This window comes from Brevundimonas sp. (assembly GCF_044336875.1).
GTDB lineage: Bacteria > Pseudomonadota > Alphaproteobacteria > Caulobacterales > Caulobacteraceae > Brevundimonas.
On record NZ_JBIIOP010000004.1, the window covers coordinates 1 to 23,544 of the forward strand.

18 protein-coding genes and 1 riboswitch are annotated in these 23,544 nt (G+C 67.4%); all 18 genes read right to left on the reverse strand.

All coding sequences use genetic code 11. The features are described 5' to 3' along the window. Positions 1 to 978, reverse strand: a 978-nt coding sequence (locus tag ACIQ1T_RS06960) for an Ig-like domain-containing protein (protein WP_395943810.1), incomplete at its 3' end; no start/stop codon positions are given. A gap of 212 nt (positions 979 to 1,190) precedes the next feature. Then, positions 1,191 to 2,207, reverse strand: a complete 1,017-nt coding sequence (locus tag ACIQ1T_RS06965) for an amidohydrolase family protein (RefSeq protein WP_395943811.1) — start codon at positions 2,205 to 2,207, stop codon at positions 1,191 to 1,193. 59 nt (positions 2,208 to 2,266) lie between these two features. Beyond that, positions 2,267 to 4,219 (reverse strand): prolyl oligopeptidase family serine peptidase, encoded by a 1,953-nt coding sequence (locus tag ACIQ1T_RS06970; protein WP_395943812.1) that lies wholly within the window; start codon positions 4,217 to 4,219, stop codon positions 2,267 to 2,269. A 93-nt stretch (positions 4,220 to 4,312) separates the two neighbouring features. Then, entirely contained in the window at positions 4,313 to 7,012 is a 2,700-nt protein-coding gene (locus ACIQ1T_RS06975) for a TonB-dependent receptor domain-containing protein (protein ID WP_395943813.1), read from the reverse strand. 175 nt (positions 7,013 to 7,187) lie between these two features. Beyond that, a riboswitch (glycine riboswitch) is annotated at positions 7,188 to 7,279 on the reverse strand. 207 nt (positions 7,280 to 7,486) lie between these two features. Then, complete coding sequence (locus tag ACIQ1T_RS06980; protein WP_395943814.1) at positions 7,487 to 8,575, reverse strand: ABC transporter substrate-binding protein; 1,089 nt, start codon at positions 8,573 to 8,575, stop codon at positions 7,487 to 7,489. A 199-nt stretch (positions 8,576 to 8,774) separates the two neighbouring features. Then, positions 8,775 to 9,269, reverse strand: coding sequence for a type II secretion system protein GspM (gspM, locus tag ACIQ1T_RS06985; protein ID WP_395943815.1), 495 nt, complete (start codon positions 9,267 to 9,269; stop codon positions 8,775 to 8,777). Continuing rightward, positions 9,266 to 10,366, reverse strand: a complete 1,101-nt coding sequence (gspL, locus tag ACIQ1T_RS06990; RefSeq protein WP_395943816.1) for a type II secretion system protein GspL — start codon at positions 10,364 to 10,366, stop codon at positions 9,266 to 9,268. Before gspL ends, gspM begins: the two co-directional genes overlap by 4 nt. Next, positions 10,363 to 11,346: a type II secretion system minor pseudopilin GspK gene (gspK, locus tag ACIQ1T_RS06995; RefSeq protein WP_395943817.1), complete on the reverse strand. Its 984-nt coding sequence runs from the start codon at positions 11,344 to 11,346 to the stop codon at positions 10,363 to 10,365. Before gspK ends, gspL begins: the two co-directional genes overlap by 4 nt. Then, positions 11,343 to 11,957, reverse strand: coding sequence for a type II secretion system minor pseudopilin GspJ (gspJ, locus tag ACIQ1T_RS07000; protein ID WP_395943818.1), 615 nt, complete (start codon positions 11,955 to 11,957; stop codon positions 11,343 to 11,345). Before gspJ ends, gspK begins: the two co-directional genes overlap by 4 nt. Continuing rightward, on the reverse strand, positions 11,954 to 12,358 hold the full coding sequence (gene gspI / locus ACIQ1T_RS07005) for a type II secretion system minor pseudopilin GspI (protein ID WP_395943819.1): 405 nt from the start codon (positions 12,356 to 12,358) through the stop codon (positions 11,954 to 11,956). The genes gspJ and gspI overlap by 4 nt, the downstream gene beginning before the upstream one ends. Next, on the reverse strand, positions 12,351 to 12,851 hold the full coding sequence (locus tag ACIQ1T_RS07010) for a GspH/FimT family pseudopilin (protein ID WP_395943820.1): 501 nt from the start codon (positions 12,849 to 12,851) through the stop codon (positions 12,351 to 12,353). Before ACIQ1T_RS07010 ends, gspI begins: the two co-directional genes overlap by 8 nt. Continuing rightward, positions 12,820 to 13,272, reverse strand: a complete 453-nt coding sequence (gene gspG, locus ACIQ1T_RS07015) for a type II secretion system major pseudopilin GspG (protein WP_395943821.1) — start codon at positions 13,270 to 13,272, stop codon at positions 12,820 to 12,822. The genes ACIQ1T_RS07010 and gspG overlap by 32 nt, the downstream gene beginning before the upstream one ends. An 11-nt stretch (positions 13,273 to 13,283) precedes the next feature. Continuing rightward, positions 13,284 to 14,495 (reverse strand): type II secretion system inner membrane protein GspF, encoded by a 1,212-nt coding sequence (gspF, locus tag ACIQ1T_RS07020; protein ID WP_395943822.1) that lies wholly within the window; start codon positions 14,493 to 14,495, stop codon positions 13,284 to 13,286. After that, positions 14,495 to 15,991 carry a type II secretion system ATPase GspE gene (gspE, locus tag ACIQ1T_RS07025; protein ID WP_395943823.1) on the reverse strand — a complete coding sequence of 499 codons (1,497 nt, stop codon included), beginning with the start codon at positions 15,989 to 15,991 and terminating at the stop codon, positions 14,495 to 14,497. The genes gspF and gspE overlap by 1 nt, the downstream gene beginning before the upstream one ends. A 4-nt stretch (positions 15,992 to 15,995) precedes the next feature. After that, positions 15,996 to 18,146, reverse strand: coding sequence for a type II secretion system secretin GspD (gene gspD, locus ACIQ1T_RS07030; RefSeq protein ID WP_395943824.1), 2,151 nt, complete (start codon positions 18,144 to 18,146; stop codon positions 15,996 to 15,998). Continuing rightward, a complete protein-coding gene (locus ACIQ1T_RS07035; protein WP_395943825.1) occupies positions 18,143 to 19,018 on the reverse strand; it encodes a type II secretion system protein N in 876 nt (291 codons plus the stop codon). Before ACIQ1T_RS07035 ends, gspD begins: the two co-directional genes overlap by 4 nt. Positions 19,019 to 19,210: 192 nt before the next feature. Continuing rightward, positions 19,211 to 21,859 carry a TonB-dependent receptor domain-containing protein gene (locus ACIQ1T_RS07040; RefSeq protein ID WP_395943826.1) on the reverse strand — a complete coding sequence of 883 codons (2,649 nt, stop codon included), beginning with the start codon at positions 21,857 to 21,859 and terminating at the stop codon, positions 19,211 to 19,213. A gap of 75 nt (positions 21,860 to 21,934) precedes the next feature. Next, positions 21,935 to 23,455 carry a hypothetical protein gene (locus tag ACIQ1T_RS07045; RefSeq protein ID WP_395943827.1) on the reverse strand — a complete coding sequence of 507 codons (1,521 nt, stop codon included), beginning with the start codon at positions 23,453 to 23,455 and terminating at the stop codon, positions 21,935 to 21,937. Between the last annotated feature and the right edge of the window lie 89 nt (positions 23,456 to 23,544).

Consider the following 23,544-nt stretch of genomic DNA (forward strand, 5'->3'; position numbering starts at 1 on the left):
CAGGGTCTCGCCATTGGTGGGGGCGGGCGACAGAGGAATGGAGAAGGTGCCGTCCGGATTCACTGTTCCGGTCCCCAGGACCGCGCCGTCAGGCCCCTTGACCGTGACCGTGGCCCCCGGTTCGCCGCTGCCGCTCGCCGATCCGCCGTCCACGACGATATTGGTCGGCGCCGTCGGCGCGGTGCTGTCCGGCGCAGTCACGGTGGTGACCGGCGACGTGTTTCCGGCCGCGTCGGTCAGCGTGACATTGACCCCTTCGCCATTGGTCAGCGGCGTCTGCAGGGTGACGGTGAAGCTTCCGTCGGCCTGGACCGTTCCGGTTCCGACCACCGCGCCGGCGGCGTTGCGGATGGTCACTGTCGCCCCGGGTTCGCCGGTCCCGGACACGGTCGTGCCCGCCGCGTTGAATCTCAGGCCGGCCGCAGCGGCGGGCGGCGTCGTGTCTGCAGGCGGAGGGGGATTGTCGCCGCCTCCCCCGTTGCCGCCGCCACCGCCGCCGCCGCCCGCCGCAGCCGCAGCCGCCGCGCCGCCGCCGCCGAGCCCCAGCAATTGGCCCAGGCCCAGCGGCGCTGCTCCGACCACGCCGGAAGACCCGGCTTCCGTCAGGCTGATGAAGGGCGAAAGGCCGGCTTGAGGCACGGCGGCGACCGCCACCGGGCCGTCCGATAGGGCGCCGGCCGTTTCCAGTTGCATCAGGCTGTCATTGTCGCCTTCGAGAAACAGCTTGCGAGGCTCAGCTCCGTCGAAGAACCCTTCGAGGCGCAGCACTTGGCCATTGGCGTCGACCAGGACCAGATCGGCCCCCTGACGGGTCAGACTGGCGACTTCGGAAGATTGAAGGTTCAGATAGACGTCCTGCGCACCCCGAACATCCAAGGCGCCCTGCGCATCCACGGTCGGCGCATTTCTCGCGACCTCGTCGCGGGCAGTCAGTTTGGCCTCGGTCCTCAGCGGTTCGGTGGCGACGACGTCTTGCATTTTCGTTTCTCTCCCAAGCAGTCAGGGAGCTCCGCCCCGGGCCTTGGAATCGGCTCGGGGCAAAGTCCCAGCCTGCATCTGGGCTGGGGAAACGCGGGTCGTCTTCGGTAGAACTACTGAGGGTCGCTACGGGTATAGTTGTTAAGTTTTCAGTATCTTAACAGAAGGTTAACGCCAAGAATGCTTAACTCGCCAAAGTCACGGAACCAAGTCTAATCGTGATTGGTTGAACCACGAATCGGCTCTACAGTATTCAGCCGCAGACGAGCGAACTCGTCTTGCGTGAGAGGCAGGCGCAACATTGCGCCGTTCAGATAACCCTGCAGATCGCCGGAGAACGGCCAGTCCGATCCCGCAACGAAGCGATCGACGCCGATCCGCCGCATCACGGCCGCCAGTCGCGCAAGATCCTCGGCGGAGGTGTCGGCGTCAAAGACCTGCGCGAGATCGAAATGCAGATCGCCTCCCAGTTCCGGATTCGCCTCCAGCGCCTCGGCGAAGGCCGTCATCGCATCCCAGGTATTGGCGTCCAGGCCGCCCCAGCCGCCAGAGTGGGCGATGGTGACGGGAACGCCCCTCGCCTGAGGCAGGACCTTGTCGATGAAGACCCGGACGTCCTGCGCGCCATAGTCCTCGGCGCGGGTGCGCATGTGGATCATGATCGCCATGTGGTTTCGCGCGGCGGCGCGGAACACGGCCGCCAGATGCTCGACCTGATCCGGATCCCGCAGATCGACGCCCGAGTTGGTCAGATGCAGCTTCACCCCGGCGGCGAAGGGCTCATCCTTCCAGCTTTCTATTTCCGGCAGCGCCGTCGCGGTAATCGGATTGACCCCGATGAAGGCGACCAGCCGGTCCGGGTGCGCACGTGCCTGGGCCACGGTGAAGGCGTTGGCGGCGTGCAGCAGTTGCGCCGCGTCCGGGCGGGCGGGAACCATCATCGGACTTTCCGCCAGATAGCCGGTCGACATCATATAGGCGCGCCGCACCCCGGCCTCGTCCATATCCGCCAGCAGGTCCTCGACGGTGAGAGGTTTGATGAAAGCCTCGTCACAGGCGCCGATCCGCCCGGGGCTGGAACAATAGCCGGGCAGGAACGCCAGGATTTCCGGCGAATGGACGTGGACATGATGGTCCGTCGCCACGGGCGGCAGGATCTCGGCGACGGCCGAAATCGGCGCACACGACAGGGCGGCCGCGGCCATGAGGGCGGCTAGGGAGAAATGCATGCGGATACTGTCTTTCGGGAAGCGGCGGGGCCGGATCACCGGTCCCGCCCGTTCACGTCCTACCGGGCGTCCTGCGGGGGCGTTTCGCCGAGCAGGGTCTGTTTCCAGAACAGCAGGCTGGTCCAGAAATAATAGTCCTCGTTTTCCTTCTTGTGGAAGCCGTGTCCCTCGTTCTGCGCCAGCAGATGCCAGGCCGTGCCGCCGTTACCGCGCACGGCGCTGATGATCTGGTCGGCTTCTGACGCCGGCACGCGGGGATCGTTGCCGCCGGTGGCCACCAGCAACGGGATGGTGATCCTGTCGACGCTGGTCAGGGGCGAGATCGCCTGCAACTGGGCGCGTTGGGCCGGATCACGCTCGTCGCCATACTCGACGCGACGCAGGTCCCGGCGATAGGACTGGGTGTTCTCCAGGAAGGTGACGAAGTTGGAGATGGCGACGTAGCAGTTCGCCCCCTTCAGCCGCTCGCTGTAGTGAACGGCCGTGGCGTAGCACATGTAGCCGCCGTACGAGACGCCGGTGACGGCGAAGCGCGAGGCGTCCAGATCGGGATTGACCTCCAGGGCGTCCAGGAAGGCGCCGATGTCCTTGACCGAATTCTCGCGTTGGAACGGACCATTGTCGAGATTGACGAACCGCGCGCCATAACCTGAAGATCCGCGCACATTCGGGAAGAACAGCGCCACCCCCAGCTCGTTCAGCAGATAGTTCTGCGAACCCAGGAAGTCGGGACGGGTTTGGCCCTCGGGACCGCCGTGGATATCGACGATCAGGGGGCGCTTGCCCGGGAATTTGGCCGGATCGGGCTGGTACAGGAAGCCCGAGACCGTCTCGCCGTCGAAACTCTTCACCTCGACCAGCTTGGGTTCGACGTTGATCCCCGCATCCAGGCCGCCCGTCTCGCTGTGGGTCCACTGGGTGACCGCCAGACTGGTCGGATCGATCGAGAAGGCGTCGCCCGACACGCGCGCCGAGGACAGGCTCAGGCCGATCGCGCCCCAGGGGGCGATGTCGATGGCCGGGCCGATGCTGTAAGGGATCACCCCGCTCGGCAGGCCGGTCACCGCGCGCACGGCGCCGGTGGCCACGTCCATGACCTTGACCTTGGACACCCCGGCCTCATTGACCGCATAGGCGACGAACGAACCGTCCGGCGCCAGGGCGTAGTCGCTGACGTCCCACCTTTGTTCGGTGGTGACCGGGGTGAAGCCCCGCTGCCCCATCCGGCCCAGACGCAGGAAGTCGGAGTCCTTGTCCGACGTGACCCAGATGGTCCCGTCCGGGCCATATTTCGGATCGACGTAGGAGACTTGGGCCGCCGTGTCGTTCAGCGGCGACATCCGACCGCTGGCCAGATCCATCTCATAGACGTCGGCCTTGTTGATCGACATCCGGTTGACCACCAGGGCCTTGGCGCCGTCCTTCGAGAAGTCGGCGATGTTCCAGCCGCCGCCCGAGACCTGGGCCACAAGCCGGTCGGTCGAGGGATCGGACGGATCGATCACATACAGATCCATGTCGGCGCCGTTGCGACGCGAGGAGGCGTAGCCGACCCGTTTGCCGTCGGGGCTCCAGGCGCCGAACCAGTTGCGGCTCTTGCCGTCCGTGATCCGGGTCAGGCGGCCGTCGGCCAGGGTGTAGAGCTGATAGAATTCGTCCCCGCCATTGTCCTTCTGGACCAGCAGGGTCTCGCCCGAGGGCGAAAGGGCGCCGGCCAGTATGGGCTCGGCCTCGAAGCTGATCTGGGTCCGGTCGCCGTTCGCCGCAGCGACGGTGTGCAACTGATCCGTGGCGCCGAACCGGGTCTTGATCAGCATCGAATGATCGGCGGCGTTCCAGCCCAGGAAGGCGGCGCGTCTGGCCTGCAGATAGGGCTGGGTCGCGGCGACCAGATCGTCCGGCACGGCCGGCAGGCCGTCGGCGACGATGGCGGCGGGTTTGGGCGCCTCCGCGAAAGCGGCTGGCACAGTCGACAGGGCGAGCGCCAAGGTCAAGGCAAGGCGAGAAATCATCGTACAGACCCTTCGAAAGGGAGAAAGAAGGGGTCGCCGGCCCCTATAGGAGGGAGAGGGGCGGAGCCGGCGACCAGGAACGCGTTACCTGAACTAGAAGCGGTAACGGGCTCCAACCGTGACGTACCGACCGATCACGTCGTAGTACGGGGAGTAGAGCGAACCGTTGGGCGGATCCTTGTCGAACAGGTTGGTCGCGTTCGCGTACAGTTCCACACCGTCTGCGCCGTAGTGCGCCAGATCGGCCGTCAGCCCGAGATCGACATAGGTGTAGGCGTCGATGTCGTTGTTCACGATATTGACGGAGGTGTTGTAGACGCCGGCCGAAATATACCGAGCGCGCAAGTTCGCGCCGAACACTTCGCCCTTCCAGCCGAGGCTAGCGTTCAGGCGCAGCTCCGGCACACCGACACCGAAGGAATACCCCTGAGACTTGACGTACTGGGTTCCGTCGCCGGTCGACAGATTGTTTACCCAGGTCGCGGCCAGATGCATGTTCAGACGGCCTGTCGCCCCTGGGATCCACAGATCCGCAGGCGAGGTGTACGAGGCCTCCGCGTCGACGCCATCCGTCTGGTACTCGCTCAGGTTCAGATAGGTGGACCGTGTGCGGATGAGATTGCCATCGGCGTCACGATCAATCTGGGCGCACAAAGCGGTGTTGCCGTTGAAGCAGGAGGTCACAAGGATCTGCGGCGCGATCGTCGTAATGATGTCGGTGATGTCGATGTTGTAATAGTCAAGCGACAGATTAAGCCCGCGAACGGACGGCGGCGCATAGGTAAAGCCAACTGTAAGCGTATCAGCCGTTTCCGGCGACAGGTTCGGATTTCCGCCGCCATTGTTCAGCGTGTATACGGTCTGCCCCTTAACCGGGTCGTTGATGTTGTTGTAACCCGTCGTCGTCGTCGTATAGAGCTCGCTCAGATTGGGCGAACGGATATCGCGCGACTGGGTGATGCGCCCCCGGAAGCCCGGGAAGAACTCGTTCGTTGCGCCGACCTTCCAGGACCAGATCGAACCGGTCGTGTCGTAGTCGGAGATGCGGGCCGCAGCGTTGAACTCCAGATTGTTCAGAACCGGCAGGTCCTTCACGATCGGGATCAGCACCTCAGCGAAGGCTTCCTTGACCGAAAACTCGCCCGACATGGCCGAGAAGCTGAAGGTCTGGAACGCTTGGGCGGCGTCCAGTTCGCCGACACGTTGGTCGGTCTGCTCCTTGCGCGCTTCAAAGCCCACAGCGATGGAGACATCACCCGCCGGCAGACTAAAGGGCTCGCCGCGGAGGCTGACGCCGGCGACATCCAGCTTGGTGTTGGTGCGTTGCTGCGGCGTACCCGTGACGTAGTCGATCGCTTCCTGCGAAGGCGCGCCCAGGCCGAACAGGTTGATCGGGACACAGCCCGAGTTCGCATTGGTCAGGGTCACGCGGCAGACGGCCTGCCCGGTAGCGGGATTAATCACCGAATCCACAGCTTGCGCATATTCGGTACGCAACAGGAAGCCCGGCGTGTCGGTGTTGGTGTCGGCTTCGCCGTGGCTGTAGTAGGCGCTCCAACGCCAGTTATCGCCGAACTCACCATCCAGCGCGATGGTCGCCTGGGTGTTGATGCGTTCGAAATCGATGGTCGAATAGGACAGATCTGAGTTGAACCGCCCCATGGTGAAGGAGGTCTGGCCTGCCGCCGCCATCTGTTGCTTTATCGTGTCGGACAGGAAGGCGTTGTCGTTCCTGATCGTCAGGTTTCCGCGGTTGTGATCACCGAACCAGATGTAGTTGTTCCACATCCGCGAATGGCGGACGTCGGCAGTCAGTCGCAACTTGTCGGTGATGTCATAGGTGGCGCTGGCCAAGGCGGCGTAACGTCTCTGCGGCGTGACCAGCGGGCTCAGATTGTCGTTCGAGGGACCTTCACCGCCTACCGTATTGGCGCCGATCACCGTCCCGTAGTTGAACGGACGCAGGGTGCCGTCGGGATTGAACACCATGCCCGCATTGACGCCGGACATGATCAGGCCGCCGTAGGCCGCATTGGAGAAGCCGACATTCGGCACGGTCACGAAACGTCCGGTGCCGTCGTTGGTGGACACCTGCCCCCAACTGCCGACATTCGGGCGAGAATCCTTAGGGGTGACACCTTCGTTATCGAGATATTCGCCACCGATCACGAAATGACCGCGACCGCCGGCGAACGCCGTGCCCCAGGCGCCTTCGAAGCGTTCCTGCTCGGCGTCGTCATAGGACGAGATGCCGTATTCGGCGCCCAGCTTGCCGCCGGTGAAATTCCGGTCGATGGCGATATTCACGACACCGGCGACGGCGCCCGACCCCCAGGCAGCCGAGGCGCCGCCGGTGACGACGTCCACGCTCTTCACCAAGACGGTCGGAATGCTGTTGAGGTCATTGTCGCTGGAGGCCCGACGAGTGTCGATCAGCACCAGGGTATGGCTGGCGCCCAGGCCGCGCAGATCGACTGGCGCAGAACCGGCGGCGGTGTTCGTGCCGCTGGTCTGGGGCGAACTGGAGGCCTTGAATTGCGGTATGTCGTTCAGGGCGGCGGCGATGTTTTGGCGCGCGCCGACCGACAGATCCTCGGCGGTCAGGCGGACGGTCGGGGTCGGCGCCTGGAAGCCGGCGCGGTCGATCCGCGACGCGGTGACGACGATCTCGCCCAGAGAGTCGGACTCGTCTGCGGCGGTGGAGGTTTGAGCCTGGGCCATGGCGGCCCCGGCGGTGGCGAGCAGCGCGACGGCGCTGCAGCAACTGGTCAGGCGGTACGAGAACTTGGACAAGACGAAATCCTTATGGACGACGACGTCCCCCCCCGGGGAAATCGGATGCAGACGGCGCTCTGACGGCGCCCTTTACCTTCGCCCCCGCTGTCATCGGGCCTGAGAGTTTCGGGCCGCAGCCCTTTCTCCTTCGGCGAGGACGCCCCTTTCGGGCCGCCCTTCTCTCCAGCGTTCCTCGTGCGACACGGTCCGTTTGCCTGAGCGTTTCCGGGGCGGTTGCGCCTTCGGCGTCGATCCAATGAGATCGAACTCTCCCGCGTTGCAACACCAGTAAGATTGCGCCGCGATACCGTGTCAAATCCCGCTTTAACGCGTCTTTCCACCTCATTTTCGTGACATTGGGGTATAATTTTCCCACGCTGCGCTCGATAAGCGGCTTAATGCCAATATGGGCGGCAACCCGGCCCCTTGGTGACGGCTTGGTGACAGAAACAACAGATCCGGACAGTCGAAACTTATCCACAGGATACGGTCTCAGGGGGCGTTCGGATCCAGCGGCGCGCGTGGCGAGCCCGCCATCGCCTGGTTCCAGCGTGTCAACAGATGGTCGCGACGCATCCGGTCGAGATTGGCCAGCAGGGCGGGGCCGACGCGGACTACATGAACCCCGGCGACGACGGGACGTTCCGTCGCCTCCACGTCGTCGCGCACCGGGCGTACGCCGATACGGGCGATCGCGCGCTGCCCTTCCCTCGACAGCAGGAAGTCGAGGAACAGCCGGGCGGCGTTCGGATGGGCCGCGTTTCGAGGAATGAAGGCCACCCGCGACACCGACAGATGATAGTCGGTCGGCGTGACCAGACCGATGTCGGGATCCCGGGCGGCCCAGGTCTCTCCATAGGATTGGTTCATATTGTAGGCGAACAGCACCCGACCGTCCGCGAGTTGCCCCATCATCCTCTGGCCCGAGGTGTCCAGCCGTGGGCGCGTCCGGCCCAGCGCCTCCACCAGCCGCCAGGCGTCAGGATAGATCTGCACATCCGATGAGAGTTGCATCAGGGCGACGCCGCTGCGCTCCGCGTCATAAATGGTGGTGCGCCCCCGGAAGACCTCGCCGTGCTTTTCGAACAGGTCGATCAGTTCAGCGTGGCTGCGAGGCGTCAGTTCGGGCGGCAACAGGCGGCGGTTGTAGGCGAAGACCACGGGCTCCGCCGTCAGACCGAAACCCTGGTCGCGCCAGATCGAACCATCCGGCAGCGCCGCCCGGTGGGGCGAACGGTAGGTCTGGGCGTAGCCGTCGTTGATCAGCTTGATCTGGACGTCCATCGCCGAACTCCAGACCAGATCCGCGCCCGGCCCGCCGGCCTCGGCCACCACCCGGTCGGCCATCCGGGTGGAGTTCATGTCCTCAAGCCGGATGTGGATTTCCGGATAGCGGCGATTGAAGGCCTCGAGCACCGGCCCCATCAGACTGGTGTTCGTATAGATGGTCAGGGCCCCTTCGCGACCCGCAGCCCAGCGGGTGCGCGGCGCCGTTGCAGGCCCGTCGGGCTCTTCGCCACAGCCCGCCAGAACGAGGCTCGTCACCACGCCCAGAAGGGCGAGCCAAAACGCGCCCGACATCGAACGAATCCACCGACCGCACCCGAAGAAATCGCCCGCTGCGGCGCCCGTCGCTCTCATGCCGGCACATGAGGGCGCCCCCGCCCCGAAAACAAGGCCTCTGCGGGTGCTCGGCCTGCTCGCAAGGCCCCTTTCGGGGGCGACGCCCGCAGGATGACGCCCCTCCGCTCGGCCATGGATCTGTGACCGATCGAGGCTATCAGGTCGCGGGCGCCGCGGACGCTGAACCCGAAGCCCGGAGCGCGCCTTCGACGCTGATGGTCGCATCCGCGTTCTCGATCACGTTCAGCGTCGTCGTCTCGACCTTGCGCTCATGCAGCGCGCCCAGCCAGCCGAAGGCCGCCGTGCTGGAGACATTGGTCAGGCTGAAGCCCAGGCCGCCGTCAGCCGACATGCCCATGACCGGCGTCAAGGCCGAGGCGGCGGACACTTCGGCCACCACAGCCGACACATCGACCTCCGCGTCTGTCTCACCGCCGGACAGACGCCCCGTCGCCGTCCGGACCAGGGCCAGATCGGCCTCGGCGACGGCGCGCGCCTCTGCGGCGTCTGCGCGCCAGGCCCAGGCCGGGCGCACGACCAGCAGCCAGACCAGGACGGCGGCGACGGCCAGCCCCATCACCATCAGCATCCGACGCTCACGCAGGGTGCGGCCGTCCCACCAGGCAGCGGCTTGCGATATCAGGCCGTTCATGCGGCAGCTCCCACGATGACTTCGCTGACCACCCGGCCGCCGTCCTCGACGGTGGAGGCGTCGGACAGGCTCAGACCCGAGGCGGCCAGGGCGTTGCGGATGGTGTCCAGGTCCGAGAAGGCCGGATAGCTGAGGGTGGCGCGGACACCCTTCGCCGGGTCGGCGCCGAGACTGTCCAGTTCGGCGCCCTCGACCTGTTCCACGGCGGCGAACAGGGCGGCCGAGGCCGTCGCCAGTCCGCCCGGAGGCGGGGCGACGGCCAGCAGGCGGCGCGCCTCCTCAACCGGATCGGCCGTGCGGGCGGCGTCCGGCAGGGCCTGTTCGATCAGGGCCAGGGTCTGGCGTTCGGCCCGGTCGGCGGCGATCTGGTCGCGCGCGCCGGCCGCCAGCGTCAGGATCAGGGGCGAGACGACCAGGGCCGCCGCCAGGGCCGCGACCCGTCGCCAGCCGCCGGTCCTGAGCTCGCGTCGACGTTCCAGGCCGGACAGCAGGTCGACAGCGGGAGCGACGGCGGCGGACGCCAGCAGTCGCTCAAGGGTCTCGGCGTCGTCCAGTCGGATCAGGGGGCGACCGGCGGCGATGGGCTCGACCAGATCCGGCTGGAGGGTCGCGGCGAAGGTCGCGCCGCGCAGGGCCATGTCCGCGCCGAAGACGGCCGCATTCAACCCATCCCCGTCCGGCGTCGGCAGGACCAGGCAGTCCGGAACCACGGCTGAGGGCGTGACGCCCAGGGCGGCGAGATAGTCGATCCAGGCTTCCAGCAGGCTGGCGCTGACGGCGACCGCCAGGCGGGGCGCGTCGCCCATCACAGGTCCCAGCGCGACGACGGTGCGTTCGGGATCGCCAGCCAAATCGTCCTTCAGCGCCCAACGGGCGGCCGCGCGCACCTGGGCCACGCCGCCGACCGGCAGGGTCAGCCAGCGCGCAAGCACATCGGCGCCCGGGGCTACGGCGACCGTGCGGACATCGGGCGTCGTCGCCGGATCATTGAGCAGCAAGGAACCGCGCTGCAGCACCCGTCCCCCGGCGTCGAACGTCAGGAAGGGCGCCGGCATCGAGGCCGCCGGGGGGATGATGACGATACGGGTCTGGCTCATTCTTCGGGGGTCCAGCGGCGGATGACGGTGCGCACGCCGCCGTCCGGCGCGGCGTGGATCAGGACGGAGCGGACGGCATGGGCGCCGCCGTAATCGATATCGACCCGAAGATCGAAATAGCGCGTCAGCAGGGAGACCTGCCCGCGCATCTCGTCATCGGGGGTGAAGTCCTTCAGTACGGGCTGCGCCCAGAAGGCGTCGACCGTGGCCCACCCCAGGGCCGGGCGGGCGGCGATGGCGGCGCGCGCGCGCTGCAGACCTACCGCTCCGCGCGTCAGCATGACCAGCAACGGCGCCTCGGCGGGCGACAGGGTGTTGACGTTCAAGGCCGCCGGCGCGGTGGACGGCAGGACGCACAGATAGGGACGCAGGCGGCGATACAGGTCAGCATCGACATTGGCCACGGCGCGCATCTCGCTGACGTCGGCCAGCATGACCCCGCCGGTGCGATAGGGCGTCGACAGCCCGGCGTAGCGCGCGTCCTCGGCGCCGTTGGGCTGTGTCTCGGCGTCGGCGTCCATCCAGTCTGTCAGGGCGGCGGCGGCGGCCGCCATCCGGGCGCGCGACAGGCCGAGGGCCGCCCCCAGGGCGACGAACTGGGCCGTCCCTTCGGCCCGGGCGAACAGATCCTCGCCCTGGCCGTAGACCAACGAGTTCAGATTGAAACAGGCCTGGCCATCGGTCACCACGGCGCGGATCGATCCGTCCTCGACCGGAAACTCCAGCACCCGCCCGTTCCAGCGCGGCTCCAGCGGGGTGCGAACGGGATCGGCCTTCGTCAGGTCGGCGATCTGGCGTCGCGCCAGGCTCTCGGCCCCGGCGGCGTACCACTGGGCCTGGGCCTGAGTCTCGGCATTGGTGGTGCGGCGCACCGAGAAGCGGACGTCGTCCAGGATGGCGACCGCCACGACCGACATCACCGCCACCAGCAGCAGGACGGTCAGCAGGGCCATGCCCTCACGCGACGTCGGGCGCCTCATGCCGACGCCACCAGGAACAGTTGATCCACCGGCCCGATCCCCTCCAGCGTCATGACGATCCGCACGGCATCCGGCAGAGGGCGGTCGCTGGAGGCGATAAAGGCCGGGGCTTCTGCTCCGTCCTGTATGAAGGTGACGGCGACGTCCGCGACCCCGCGATACAGGATCTGAGGCGGACCGGAGCGGGCGCCGTCCAGATAGGGGGAGACACGCCGCTCCAGCCGTCCCTCGACGACGCGGTATTCGACCCGCTGCAACGACGGGCGAGGCGCCCCCTCGGGATTGGACCAGCCGTTGCGAGCCAGGACTAGGATCGGATCCCCCGGCGTCTGCTGCCCCATCAGGGCCCGCGGCAGGGGGCGGCCCGTCGGCGCGCGGGTCCGGCGCGGCGCAGCCTGGGCCAGATCGGCCTTCAGCAGGGCGCGCATCCGCTGCAGGTCGCCGGTGCGGTCGGTCTCGGCGCGAACGGCGAAACGCGTGTCGATAGTCTGGCTCAGCACCAGGCCGCCGGCGGCGGCCAGCAGGGCGAAGATGCCCAGGGACACCATCACCTCGACCAGGGTGAAGCCGCGCCTGGCCCCACGGCCTGACCTGTCGCGCCGACCGCTCATGCCCCGGCCGCCCGGAACAGGACCCGATCCGCCACCTGGCCCTCGTCGGTGAAGACCCGCACGTCGATCCGGCCCACGCCCGGCGCCTCGGCGCCGCTGACGACGCGACGCCAGCGCCAGACACGATTGGCCATACGGGTTTCGCCTTCGACCTGGCCCACGGGCAGGCTGGGGGCGATCATGGCTTCGGCGGCGATATTCTCGGCGACGACCCCGCCCAGGGTGCGCGCCTCGACCCGCACGGCGGACCGGGTGCTCTCCCCAGACAAATTCAGAAGGGCCATGGCCGCCAAAGAGAAGACAGCCAGAGCCACCAGCATTTCGATCAGCGTGAAGCCTGGGCGCTCGTGTGCGCTACTTCTCGCCCTGCAGGGACGTGCCGCCTGGGTGCGATCAACCATGGATCGACACCTCGCCCGCGCCGTCGATCACCACCGTGCGGGACTGGTTGTCGCGATTCAGCCGCACCTCGGCGGGATCGGCCACGCCGGTCGGGTCGAAGACGATGCGGACCGGACCGCGCGGGGTGACGACGCCCTCGCTCCACGCGCGGGCGACGAAGACGCCACCCAGGGGCGCCCACTCCACGCCGTCGAAGCTGGAAAACCCGTAGCCGGCCGCGTCCGCCTGCACCGCCACCGGACGGTTGGTCATTATGGCCTCTTCACGCGCTCGCGACAGGCGGGCGGCGAACTGTTCCGCCTCAAGCCCCACAGCCGGGCGCGGATCGGGCATCGACAGCACCACAGCCCCCGCCGCCAGTCCGATGACGGCGACGGTGACCATCAGTTCGACGAGGGTGAACCCCGCCCTTTTCCTTGCGCCGGCCCTCGTCGGGCGGCGGCCCGCCGCTTGAGCGCGATCAGCCCTGCCAGTTGCCGAGGTCCGCGTCATTGTCCTCGCCCCCTTCCTTGCCGTCCGCCCCGAGGGAGTAGACGTCGAACTGCTGGCCGTGCGCGCTCTGGCGACGATAGCGGTAGGGATTGCCCCAGGGATCCTCCGGCAGGCGGCGCACATAGCCGCCCTGGCGATAGCGTTCGGGCTGGGCCAGGCCAGCGGGCGCCGTGACCAGAGCCTGCAGACCCTGCTGGTCGGTCGGGAAGTTCAGATTGTCCAGCCGATAGGTCTCGACCGCCTGCTCCAGAACGGAGATGTCTGCCTTGGCCTTACCGACCATGGCGCGATCCTGGCTGGGCAGGACATTGATGGCGACCACGGTGGCCAGAAGCCCGATGATGACGATCACCACCATCAGCTCTACAAGCGTAAACCCTTGACGTTTCAGACGTTTGTCGCGGTTTTCTACGGTTTTCATCACACTACTCCTCACCCCATCGCCAGGGTGTTGATCTGAAGGATGGGCAGCAGGATCGACAGGACGATCAGGGCCACGACCCCGCCCATGACGACGATGATGGCCGGCTCCAGCAGGCTCAGCATCACGGCGGTGAAGGTCGAGAATTCGCGCTCCAGATAGTCGGCGGCGCGTTCCAGCATCGGCTCCAGCCGGCCGCTGCTCTCGCCCGAGGCGGTCATATAGACCAGCAGCGGCGGGAAGACGTCGGCGCGCCGCATGGCGGCCGACAGCCCTCCGCCCTCGCGAACGGCCTCGCCCATGGATTCGGTGGCGCGGCGCAGGGCCATGTTGGACACGGTGCGGGCAGTGATGGTCAGGCCTTCCAGCACCGGCAGGCCCGCCGCGATCATGGTCGACAGGGTGCGGGCCATCCTGGCGCCGTGCAGGTCACGCGTCAGCCGGCCGACCACCGGCAGTTTCAGCATCGTCTGGTCGAGCCGCAGCCGGACCGTCGGATAACGCCGCGCCACAACGCCGCCGATCGCCGCCCCCGCCAGCAGGATCAGCCCCAGCCAGCCCCAGTTCCGCATCAGGTCCGACAGGCCGATCACCAGCCGGGTCAACAGAGGCAGGGTCTGGTTCATGCTCTCGAACTGGTCGACCACCTTGGGCACGACGAAGGTCATCAGGGCCCCGATGACGCCCAGGGCCACGACAGCGAGGACGCAGGGATAGACCACGGCGGTGATCACCTTGCCCCGCACCTGCTGATCCCGCTCCAGCCCGTCGGCCAGGCGTTCCAGGATCGGCTGCAGCGCGCCCGACTGCTCCCCCGCCGAGACCATGGCCCGATACAGCGGCGGAAAAGCCTGGCCCTGCAGCCCCATGGCGTCGGACAGACGCCGCCCCTCCATCACGCCCGAATGGACGCCTTCCAGCACCCGCCGCACGTTCGGCCGGTCGGCCTGAAGCGCCAGGGTTCGCAACGCCTCCTCGACCGGGGCGACCGAGATCAGCGTGGCCAACTGGCGCGTGGTCAGGGCCAGGGTCTTGGCGTTCAGCTTGCCGCCCTTGACCATCCCACGTTCGGCGCGCGGCGCGATCCGGGCGGGCGTCAGTTCCAGCGGCATCAGGCGGCGGCGGCTCAGTTGCCCGCGCGCACCGGTTTCGTCGGGGGCCGTGATCGCGCCCGTGACGGTGCGGCCGGCCGCGTCGACGGCGACATAGTCGAAGGCCGCCATCAGGCCGCCTCCGCCGGATCGGACGCCGTCTCCTGGCGGGCGACGCGGACCGCCTCCTCCACCGAGGTGACGCCATCCAGCACCAGGGCGCGGGCCCGGTCGGACAGGGTTCCGCCCTCGGCGAAGGCGGCGGCGACGATGGCGTCCTCGTCCGCCTCGGCCGCGATCAGACGACGCACCCGTTCGTCGATCCTCAGCACCTCGTACAGGCCGACGCGACCGACATAGCCGGTCGAACCGCAATGGGCGCAGCCGTGCGGCCGCCAGACGCGGACGCCCGCCTTGGCGCCGATCAGCTTGGCCGTCGCCTTGTCCGCGACCTCGGCCGTGCGGCAGTGTTCGCACAGCCGCCGCACCAGCCGCTGGGCCACGATCAGCCGCAGGGTCGAGGCCAGCAGGAAGGGTTCGATCCCCATGTCCCGCAGACGCGTCACGGCGCCCGCCGCGTCGTTGGTGTGGACGGTCGACAGGACCAGATGCCCCGTCAGCGCGGCCTGGACGGCGACGCCCGCCGTCTCGACATCGCGGATTTCGCCCACCATGACCACATCCGGGTCCTGACGCAGTATGGCCCGCAGCCCGGCGGCGAAGGTCATGCCGACCTTGGTGTTGACCTGGGTCTGGCCGACCCCGTCGATGGCGTATTCGACCGGGTCCTCGACCGTCAGGATATTGCGGGTCTGGTCATTCAGCAGCGACAGGCCTGCGTAGAGGCTGGTGGTCTTGCCTGAGCCGGTCGGGCCGGTGACCAGGATGATGCCGTTGGGCTCGGCCAGGGCCGTGCGGAAAGCCGTCAGGGCGTCGGGCGCCATGCCCAGACGGTCAAGGGTCAGGCCCGCCTGGTCCTTGTCCAGGATCCGCAGCACCACACGTTCCCCGCCGCGCGACGGCAGGGTCGAAACCCGCACGTCCAGCGTCTTGCCGCCCAGGGCAAGCGGGATGCGCCCGTCCTGGGGCGTGCGCTTTTCGGCGATGTCGAGCCGGGCCATGACCTTGATCCGCGACACCAGCAGCGGGGCGATGCGCGGATTCAGACTCAGCGCCTCGCGCAGCACCCCGTCGATCCGCATCCGCACCAGAAGCGCGCTCTCGTAGGTCTCCAGATGGATATCGGACGCGCCGGTCCGCACCGCCTCGGCGATGATTCCGTTGATCAGGCGGATCACCGGGGCGTCGTCGGCCGTGTCCAGCAGGTCAGCCGCCGCAGGAATGTCGTCGATCAGACTGTCCAGCCCGGCCGGCATATCCAGATCGTCCCCGTCCGTGGCCGCCAGATGGTCGCCTGCGTAGATTTCGGACAGTTGCCGGTCGAAGGCGGCCTGACCCAGAGGTTCGATCGCGAGGGGGCGGCCCAGCACGCGACGCGCCTCGATCAGGCCCTTGGGATCGGCGCCCTCGCGCAACCCGACGCGCGCCACGTCGCCGGCGTCCAGCAGCAGGACGCCGTGTCGCTTGGCGAAGCCGTAAGGCAGGCTGGGGCTGACCAGGGTGATCACGGGATCAGTATCCGGCCGACGGCAGGGGCGCGGTCTCGACCGGGGCGATCGGAGCCGTGGGCGCGATGACCATCGGTTCGCCCGTGGTCGGGGCGGCCGGCGCCTGGGTGCGCATGTAATCCCGCACCAGGGCGTCCAGGCTCGGCTCGCGATCCGGCTGCACCGCCTGCTGCTGGGCGCGCATATAGCCCCAACGATCAGCCGCCAGGCCTTGCGCCTCGGCCGGGGTGCGGATGATGGTCGGGCGCAGGAAGACCATCAGATTGGTCCGTCCCCGCTGGCGGCTGTTCGAACGGAACAGCACCCCGACGCCGGGGATGTCGCCCAGCCCAGGCACCTTGTCGACAGCAATCCGGTCGTTCTGGTCCAGCAGGCCGCCGGCGACGGCGATGTCGCCGTCGTCGACCACCAGGGTCGTCTCCAGCTCGCGCTTGTCCAGCACCAGGTCCGACGCGCCGTTGGTCAGGACGCCGTTGATGGCCGAGACCTCCTGGCGCAGGGTCAGGGTGATCGAGCCCCCGGCGTTGATCTGCGGCTTGACCGTCAGGCGCACGCCGATGTCCTTGCGGTCGGTCGTGGTGAAGGGATTGGACTGGCCGTCCAGCAGGGTCGATCCGGTCGTGATGGGCACCTCCTGCCCGACCAGGAAGGTGGCTTCCTCGTTGTCCAGCGTCATGATCGACGGCGTCTGCAGCAAGTTGGAGCCCTCGTCGGTCTTGGCGGCGTTGATGATGAAGCCGAACAGGCCGTCGCCGACCTTGCCGCCGCCCCCGCCCACGAAGCCGTTGGCGCCCAGCAGACTGTTCAGCGCCAGGCTCTGCAACTGCTCGCGCAGCGGATCATCCTGATCCAGCTGGCCCGAGGCCAGGCCCCCGGCGATGGGCAGGATGGGCGCGGAGCTGTTTGAGTAGTTGGTCACGCCCAGACCGTTCTCGCCGCCGTACAGCCATTGCACGCCCAGTTCGCGCACGGCGTTGTCGCTCAGTTCGACGACGATGGCCTCGATCAGCACCTGCTGGCGGCGCACGTCCAGACGACGGATCACATCGGCCAGGGTCCGCTGCATGTCGGCCGGGCCGGAGATGACCAGGGCGTTGGCGCCGGGGAAGCGGGCGATGGTGGCGCGTTGGCCGGTGGCGGTGACGGTGGTCGAGCCGATGGCGCCATTTTCCGAACCGCTTTCGCCGCCAAGGCTGGAGGTGGTGCGCGACAGGCCGCTGGACGCGCCTGTCGTGGATCCGGTCGGCGCGGTCCGCAGCCGGCCGCTGTCGCCCGTCGAGGCGGTCACCGGCTGGCCCACCACCTGCTGCAGCACCGGCAGCAGTTGTTCGGCGTTGGCGTGCTCCAGGAAGACGACATTGACGTCCTGACTGGCGCGCGAGCGGCCGTCCAGATCGTGGATCAGGCCCCGCACCCGCGTCAGAGCCTGGCTGTCGCCGCGCAGGACGATGGAGTTGGAGCTTTCGACCGGGGTGACGGTGACCATCCCCTGCCCCGACCCGCCGGGCGCCGACATGACCTGTTGCAGCACGCCGGCGATCTCACGCGCCGAGGCGTTCTCCAGCGACACGACCTCGTAGCTGGAGCGGTCGACGTCGATGCGGGCGATCAGCGAGCGGACGCGAGCCAGGTTGTCCGAGAAGTCGGCCACCACCACGCTGTTGGCGCCGGGATTGGCCAGGACCTGGCCCTGGGCGCCGACCAGGGGCCGGATGGTCTCGGCAGCCGAGGCGGCGTCGATGTTGCGAAGCTGGAAGACCTCGGTCGAGAACCGTTCCGCGCCAACCGTCGAAGGCCCCTGGGCCGCGCCCTGGGCCGGGCTGATGCGATAAGCGCCTGACTGGGTCGGGGTGACCACCAGGCCGTTGGCGCGCAGGGTCGACAGGAAGACCTCGAACAGCTGGGCGCGCCCCAGGGGCCTGTCGCTGGTCACGGTCACCGTACCGGTCACGGCCGGGTCCACGATGAAGGTGCGTCCCGTCGTGCGGGCCACATCCTGGATGAAGGCGCGAATGTCGGCGCCCTGGACGTTCAGGGTCTGGCGCGCCTCCTGGGCCAGGACGGGGGCGGCCGCCAGCGGCCCCTGCAGAGCCAGGACGGCGGCGAGCGCGCCGACGCCGGAACGCAGCAGGCGGTGGCGCAGAGAGGCGGTCATGGACGCGTCCTTATGGTGGTGGTGCGCGTCTCGCCGGCGCGCTCGTACTGGATTTCGGCCGACGGGGCGCTGGCCAGCTGGCCACGAAGGGCTCCGATGGCCTGGGGGCTGTTCAGGGCTACGCCGTTGACCGACAGGATGACGTCGCCGGCCCGTAGCCCCGCGCTGCGCAGCTCCGACGCATTGCCGGCCGAGGAGACCGTGAAGCCGTTGACGCCCAGCCCCTGGATCCGGGGCCGCAGCGAAGCTTGGGCCATCAGCCGCTGAGGATCGACCACCGCGCCCTGGGAAGAGGCCGGCGCGGCGGCGGGGGGAGCGACGACCTGAGGCGTGGCGGGCGGCGGCGGCGGCGCGGCGGCGCCGACCGGCGCCTCGGCGAATTCGAGGCGGCTCAGCGACTGGCCGCGCGCCAGGGTGACGAAGTCGGGACCGACCGCCTTCAGCGTCAGGCCGGGCTCGACCTCCTCGCCGACGCCGACCGAGACCTGGCGGCCGTCAGGCAGGCCGATGATGGCGGACCCGCCGCCGACGCCATCGGAGCGGACCCCGAACAGCCGCATCTGGCTGGCCTCGGCGCCAGAGGCTCCGGCCAGGGCGCCCTGCCCGCCCGTGCGGAAGAAGGCGTCGAACCTCGACAGGATGCTCAGGTCCACCGGTCGGGCCGGGATCGATACGCCGGCGTGCTCGGAACGGGGCTGGGGTCCGGCGAACAGCCAGATCAGCCGCCCCGCCTGGACAAGAAGCAGCAGGATCAGCAGCCCCTCGGCAAGGCGACGCAGCGGCAGGCGAGTCAGCGACAGACGAGTCAGCGACAGGCGACGGCCGGACTCGACTGCGGCGGACAGGCTTAATTTGCGGAAAGCAGCGATCACGACGCCATGCCCGGCCGGGCCCCCGACGGCCACGCACGGCGTTTAGAACAATCGTCCGTATGCGGGCCTCACCGGAGTGTGAAGACACTGAGAAGATGTCGTGACGATTGGGACGATATCGGACGAAATAAACGCAAACGACCGGGAGGTCGAAAACCTCCCGGTCGCGATGCGGTCAGCCGTCTTAAGGGATCAGAAGCGCGCGGTCAGACTGATCGAGGCGCTCTGGCCCAGGTCGTAGTTGTTGACCCGGATCGTGTTGCCCAGTTCCTGGTGTTCGTCGAAGTCCGTGCCGAGCAGGTTACGCAGTTCGATGCCCAGACCCATTTCGCGGCCGCCCAGGACAGTGAAATCCTTGCGGTAGACGAAGTCGAGGAAGACGCCCGGCTCCTGGACATAGTCAGGTTCCCGACCCGCGCCGAGGCCCGCGCCGCGCGCGGTGACCCGCTCGCTGACGTAGTTGACGATCAGCGTCGCCTGCGAGCGAGCGGCGTCGTCTTCCCAACCCAACTGGGCGTTGGCGACATGGTCCGACTGACCCTGCAGACGAGAGCCGTCGATCAGATAGGGGGTGGCCGCCTCATCCACGCCGCCGCCGTTGATGGTGCGCACGCGGTCGTCGCCGCCGACCTTAATTTCCGAGTTGGAATAGGTGTAGTTGGCCTGAACCAGCCAGCGCTTATTGGCCAGGAACGGCGTGGTCAGATCCGGGAACTCGAAATATTTCTTCACCTCGAACTCGGCGCCCATGATCGTGGCCGACGGTGCGTTCAGATACGACTGCTGCTTCTGATCGCCGACCTGGATGATGATGGATTCAACAGGCTTGGTCAGATCCTTGTAGAAGACGCCGGCCGTAACGAACTGCTGATTGGCGAAATACCACTCGTAGCGCGCGTCGATGTTCGTGATCTCGGTATCGACCAGATACGGGTTGCCGATGAAGGTCCGGTCGGTCTCGGTATCCGTATAGGCCTGCGGCGCCAGCTCGCGGAACTGAGGACGGCCGATCGTCATCGAGGCGCCGAGACGGACCTGCTGGTCTTCCGCGAAATTCCAGGTCGCCGTCGCCGACGGCAGGACGTACTCCTCGTTGATCTCGGTCGACGTAAAGGTCGTCCCGTCCCCGAACAGGTCCCGCGGCGTGACGCTCTGTTTGCCGTCCTCGAAGCGGACGCCCACCGCCGTGCGGATCAGCGGTATGATTTCCGCATCGACCATGGCGTAGACCGCATTGACCTTCAGGTCGGCGTCATAGGCGCCGGCGCCGTTGCGGCCGCCGATTTCCTGAAGCACCAACGTGTTCGGATTGATGTTGTAGTCCGAGAACAGATAGTCGACGCGAGAGTGAATCTGGCTGTCGGTCAGGCCGTTCGGCGCGAAGAACAGCAGGTCATGGCGCTCGGCCGAACGGTTGTTCTCCATCGAGGCCACGCCGGCGCTGAAGATGGCCTCGCGCGCGTCCGACAGCGGCAGGTGGTATTTCACGTCGGCGCCGCCGGAAACGACATCGTCGTCCAGCTCGCTGAAGGAGATCTGGTCGTCCTGGATCTCGTGGCGATACTCGCCCACCGCGTCCTTGCTGTACGAGAAGCGCGACTCGTACGGCGCATCGCGCGACGTTTTCGCATAGGCGGCGCGCCAGTCGAACTCCAGCGCCCCGTCCAGGAAGTCATGCTCGCCAGCCAACTGGGTGGTGAACAGCTGGCGCACGAACCACTCGGTGTAGTCGGTGCGGTAGTCCTGGGTCGTGATGAAGTCCTGACCTTCCTTGATCCGCGCCTCTTTTGTGGTGCTGCGGACGTAGAAGTTGGTCCATTTCACCTCGTGATCGACGTTGGACCAGGAGAGACCGCCCATCAGGCTGAGTTGCACGTCGTTCTGGTTGGAGACGACATTGTAGTCGTTGCGCAGGACCAGGTCGTCGCCCGAGAACTGCGCTTCCTGCTGCACGCCGTCACGGCCGCTCCAGCTATTGTCATAGCTGGCGGTGGCGAAGACGCCGAATTCGCCGATCTCGGTATCGACCGTCGTACCGCCGGCGGCGGACAGGCCGAAGTTGGCCGGCGTGGTTTGACGCTGGATCAGGCGCAGGGGCGCATTGACCAACGACTGCCCCATATCCTGAAGGGTCTCGTCGTCGAAGTTGGCGCCGTTGATCTGCTGGCCTTGGTCGAAGGCGAGCTGGATCAGGCCGGGAACCTCGCGCGTGTCATCGTCGAAGCCGAGGAAGTCGGTGCGCGAGCCGAAATAGATCAGATTGTCTTTGCCGCTGGTCTCGGTGTTCCCGCCGACCGAAGCTTGGAAATTGAAGAAGGGCTCGCGGGGGGCGTCGATGGTGCGCAGATCGATGACGCCGCCGCCGAACTCGCCCGGGAAGTCGGCGGAATAGGATTTCTGGACCGTCACGCTCTCAAGGATGCTTGAGGGGAACAGATCCAGCGGCACGACCCGTTGAAGAGGCTCGGGGCTCGGCAGGGGCGAGCCGTTCAGCAGGGCGGACGAGTAGCGCTCGCCCAGGCCGCGAACATAAATGAAGCGACCCTCGACGATCGACAGGCCGGTGACGCGCGTAAGAGCGGCGGCGGCGTTGCTGTCCCCTGTCCGCTCCAGATCCTCGCTGGTCAGGAAGGAGGCGACTTCGGCCGTCTCGCGATTGGGTTCGGGAATGTAACGGCCCAGAACGACGATCTCGCCGACGTCCTGCGGTTCCGACGGGGCGTCCTGCGCACCGGATACGGGCGCGGCGGCCGGGTCGGTCTGGGCGATGGCGTGGGCCGGCGCGATCAGCGCGCTGCTGGCCAGGAGGACCCCGGTCAGGGTCAGGGAGAGCTTCTTCATATTCTGCGCCTTGAAGGGGTCAACGAGAGGTCGGAAAGGTCGGCGGCGGCCCGAAGACCGCCGCCGTTTCTCTCGTCAGTATTGGCAGCTGGAGCCGGCCTGCAGGCCGCAGGTCCAGCCCGCCCACCAGGTGTCCTGCGCGTTGCGCACGGCGCCGATGTAGGTGGTGGTCTCGAACCAGTTGTAGACCGTCCTCGCATCCACAGCCGTCACGCCGGTTTCGTTCGCGCCGTTGATGAAGGTCAGCAGCTGATTGGCGATGGTCGCGCCGGCCGGAGCCGTCAGGGTCGACGTGCCGTTGGCGGTGTTGCCCGTGCCGCTCGTGAAGATCGGCTGGGTGCGGGCCGTGTTCGCCGGGCGATACGGCGAGGCGCACGACATGAACACCGAGGTGAAGACCGGGGTGCTGGTCGCGGTGTCGGGGTCGGCGATGTCCAGGCAGCTGGAGGCGGCGCCCGGACCATTGGTGAAGACCGAGTTGATCACGGTCGAGTCCGTCCCCTGGTCGAAGTGAGCGACGGTGTGCGCGTCCAGCGACGGCGCACGACGGCCGACCAGGGTGAAGTTGGAGATCTTGGGCTGCGAGACGTAACGCGAAGCCAGCGGAACGGTCGTCGGCGCCGACGAGAACTCGAAGCCTGCGCTGCGGCTCGAGGAGGTGGCGATGTCACGCTGGGTCACGATGCCGAACTGGGCGCCGCCGCGCCAGCCGGTGTCGGTGTCCAGACCATCATCGTCCGCGCCATTGATGACGATGTGCTTGAGGTTGACGTTGCCGCCGAAGATTTCGATGCCGTCGTCAGAGCTGTTGTACGACTGGAAATATTCGACCGTCGTGCCCGAGCCGACGCCGGCCAGCGTCAGGGCCTGCAGTTCGTTGTTGTTACCGACGACGAAGCCGGAATAGCGGACCTGAACATAACGCAAGATGCCCGAGTTATCGGCCGGCACATTGCCGCCGAAACCGGCATTGGTGCCCTCAACCGTGCCCGTGCAGACCGGCTCGGCTTGGGTGAGATCGCAGTTGGCTTGCGGCGCGCGGCCGGCCAGGACGATGCCGCCCCATTGCTGCTGAGAAACGTCGCTGGTCGAACCGTCGATGTCCTGGCGGCTGGTGAAGATGATGGGGTTGGTCGCGGTGCCTTGAGCGAAAATCTGCGAACCGCGATTGATCAGCAGATAGTCGCCGTTGCCGGCGGCCATGAGCACGACGCCCGGCTCGATGTTCAGCTGACCGCGCACGCCCGTGGGCAGGTTGCCGCTGACGCCCAGGTCGCGACCGACCTGGGTCCCACCCGCGATCACATAAACCGTGCCGGCCACGTCGGCCAGGGTCAGGTTGCCTTCGATGGTGGCGGGCAGCTGGCAAGCGCGCAGGGTCGCGCCGCCCACCAGACCCACATCGATCAGACCGGTCGGGCAGCTGGCGGCAGGGGTGCCGGGGGCGCCGGGATTGCCGGGATTGGTGGGGGGCGTACCGCCGCCGTTGCCGAAATCGCCTTCGCCGGGCGAGGCCACTTCCGCCGAGCCGCAGGCGGCGAGCGCGAGGGCGCTGGCCGCCGTCACAAGCAGGGTTTTGATCTGAAGGCCGGTCATATCAGTCCACCGTGTCTGGTCAAAGAGCTACGGCAGGGGACGCCCGAGCCTCATGCCCGACCGCAATGACGTCATCCGCCCCTCCTGCC

What these genes read in the sequence shown, in the direction of transcription:
- gspD (WP_395943824.1), bottom strand. Translation starts at nt 18,146, where the DNA reads ATGACCGCCTCTCTGCGCCACCGCCTGCTGCGTTCCGGCGTCGGCGCG.
- ACIQ1T_RS06965 (WP_395943811.1), bottom strand. Translation starts at nt 2,207, where the DNA reads ATGCATTTCTCCCTAGCCGCCCTCATGGCCGCGGCCGCCCTGTCGTGT.
- gspK (WP_395943817.1), bottom strand. Translation starts at nt 11,346, where the DNA reads ATGAGGCGCCCGACGTCGCGTGAGGGCATGGCCCTGCTGACCGTCCTG.
- gspM (WP_395943815.1), bottom strand. Translation starts at nt 9,269, where the DNA reads ATGAACGGCCTGATATCGCAAGCCGCTGCCTGGTGGGACGGCCGCACC.
- gspJ (WP_395943818.1), bottom strand. Translation starts at nt 11,957, where the DNA reads ATGAGCGGTCGGCGCGACAGGTCAGGCCGTGGGGCCAGGCGCGGCTTC.
- ACIQ1T_RS06980 (WP_395943814.1), bottom strand. Translation starts at nt 8,575, where the DNA reads ATGTCGGGCGCGTTTTGGCTCGCCCTTCTGGGCGTGGTGACGAGCCTC.
- ACIQ1T_RS07040 (WP_395943826.1), bottom strand. Translation starts at nt 21,859, where the DNA reads ATGAAGAAGCTCTCCCTGACCCTGACCGGGGTCCTCCTGGCCAGCAGC.
- ACIQ1T_RS06970 (WP_395943812.1), bottom strand. Translation starts at nt 4,219, where the DNA reads ATGATTTCTCGCCTTGCCTTGACCTTGGCGCTCGCCCTGTCGACTGTG.
- gspL (WP_395943816.1), bottom strand. Translation starts at nt 10,366, where the DNA reads ATGAGCCAGACCCGTATCGTCATCATCCCCCCGGCGGCCTCGATGCCG.
- gspG (WP_395943821.1), bottom strand. Translation starts at nt 13,272, where the DNA reads ATGAAAACCGTAGAAAACCGCGACAAACGTCTGAAACGTCAAGGGTTT.
- gspI (WP_395943819.1), bottom strand. Translation starts at nt 12,358, where the DNA reads ATGGTTGATCGCACCCAGGCGGCACGTCCCTGCAGGGCGAGAAGTAGC.
- gspF (WP_395943822.1), bottom strand. Translation starts at nt 14,495, where the DNA reads ATGGCGGCCTTCGACTATGTCGCCGTCGACGCGGCCGGCCGCACCGTC.
- ACIQ1T_RS07010 (WP_395943820.1), bottom strand. Translation starts at nt 12,851, where the DNA reads ATGACGCGGACCTCGGCAACTGGCAGGGCTGATCGCGCTCAAGCGGCG.
- ACIQ1T_RS07045 (WP_395943827.1), bottom strand. Translation starts at nt 23,455, where the DNA reads ATGACCGGCCTTCAGATCAAAACCCTGCTTGTGACGGCGGCCAGCGCC.